Raw genomic sequence first — 1,870 nt, forward strand, 5'->3', positions numbered from 1 at the left:
CCTGTTTTGATTGAGGTCAATTGCCGTCCTTCAGGTGGTAATATGGATGCGGAGTATTTGGATAAAATTTCCGGTCAGCATGAAACCGACAGTATTCTTGACTCTTATTTGAATCCTGAAAACTTTTATTATGAGCGTAACAGGGGATATAAGTTGTATGCACATGGTTCCTTAAAACTATTCATTGTTCCTAAGGATATTGTTCCTAAGTCTTCTCCTATGACTCATATCAGTAATAAATTAAAAAGCCATTATAAAACTGTTCAAGGAGTTGTTGATGGCAGGAATCTCTTTGTCAAGACTCAAGACTTTGAAACCACTGGAGGAGTAGTGTATTTGGCTCACGAAGACGGTTATGTGCTTCAACAGGATCTCAATTTCTTACGTAGCATTGAAAAGCATGCATTTGCATTGGTTTTAAGTGATGAATCCAATAAGAAAACTTTCATTGATGAAAATGAATCTATTGAAGATGTCAAAAATGTTTTGGAAAGAGTTAAGGGTTATGGGTCCCGTCTTTTTGTAACTGATCAAAAGATTGAAGGTTCCGGTTTCTTGCAAGTCTCTCCAGATGACATTGATGATGTTAAAGGAGATTTCAATTGTGTGGTTGTCAATTTAAACAAGAGCATTGTTGATTTGAATGATGCAGACATTTCTTATCTTTTCTTGAGAATAATTAATCGTGTAAAATTAGGTGGATTAATTATAATTCCTGAATCCACTTATCAATATGCGCCTAATGGAAGAATTGGGGCGGAATCTCTTATTAAAGTATTGGGATTAAAAATAGAATTACCATTGCATAAATTAGGTAAGATGGTTATAGCTTCAAAACAATAATTTTTAAGAAAAGGAGCATTTCTCCTTTTTTAACTTTTTTTTTAATTTTTTTATAGTATTATTTTTTTTTAAAGCATTTTTTAACTTTTTTAATTTTATATATGGGGATAAATAAAAATTATAATGAAGATTAAAAACTTTAGGAGAAAAAGAATGAAAAATAAACTTTTTTTAGCTTGTTTAATATTTATATTTTGTTTTAGCATTATTGGAGCATCTTTTAGTGCAGATACTCCGGAGAAACTAAATTATTCAAATGATTCTTCTGATTTTGTTGTATTGGCTGATGTAGACCCAAACGTATTTTAGAGATTAGATATTATTCCACCTATAACTTTGTAGGGGATAGGATAGATGGTTATGAGCAACCAACAGCTCTTTTAACAAAAGAGGCTGCAACTGCACTTAAGGAAGTAAGTGATGATTTGGAGAAAAAGGGATATAGATTAAAGATATATGATGCTTACCGTCCTCAAAAAGCTGTCAATCATTTTGAAAGATGGGCTGAAGATATTGGGGATACACGTATGAAAGATTATTTCTATCCTGACCTTGATAAATCTGTCCTATTTGACCAAGGATATATAGCTAATTATTCAGGCCATAGCAGAGGAAGTACAGTTGATTTGACATTATTTGATATGAAAACTGAAAAGGAAGTGGATATGGGCGGAACATTTGATTATTTTGGTGAGGAAAGCCATCCTGATTATAAGAACATTACAGATGAACAGTATAATAATCGTATGATACTTCGTCAAGCAATGATGGATCATGGATTTGAACCATTAGATACCGAATGGTGGCATTTCACTTTAGAGGATGAACCATATCCTGATACTTATTTCACTTTCCCTGTTAATGAAAGTTCAGTTAATAGAGTTTAAAAATAGAATTTAATTATTTAAAATAATTGATGATTTAATTGTTAAAATCAATTAAAATTTAAATTTTTAATAAAAAAAGTAAAAAAGAGAGGTTTATCTCTTTTTTTAAACTATTTTAATTTTTATTTTTTTTATTTTTT

General features: G+C 30.6%; 3 protein-coding genes. All 3 read left to right on the forward strand.

Annotation, left to right across the window (positions count from 1 at the left end):
• Positions 1-843, forward strand: an 843-nt coding sequence (locus ACKI67_RS07495) for a hypothetical protein (RefSeq protein ID WP_407462859.1), incomplete at its 5' end; no start/stop codon positions are given.
• 153 nt (positions 844-996) lie between these two features.
• Complete coding sequence (locus ACKI67_RS07500; protein WP_407462860.1) at positions 997-1,152, forward strand: hypothetical protein; 156 nt, start codon at positions 997-999, stop codon at positions 1,150-1,152.
• Between the two features lie 2 nt (positions 1,153-1,154).
• The gene (locus ACKI67_RS07505; RefSeq protein WP_407462861.1) at positions 1,155-1,730 is read left to right on the forward strand and encodes a M15 family metallopeptidase; all 576 of its coding nucleotides are present in this window, start codon (positions 1,155-1,157) and stop codon (positions 1,728-1,730) included.
• Positions 1,731-1,870: the final 140 nt, after the last annotated feature.

It is taken from the genome of Methanobrevibacter sp., from assembly GCF_045577275.1.
In the GTDB taxonomy this organism is placed as follows: Archaea; Methanobacteriota; Methanobacteria; order Methanobacteriales; family Methanobacteriaceae; genus Methanobrevibacter.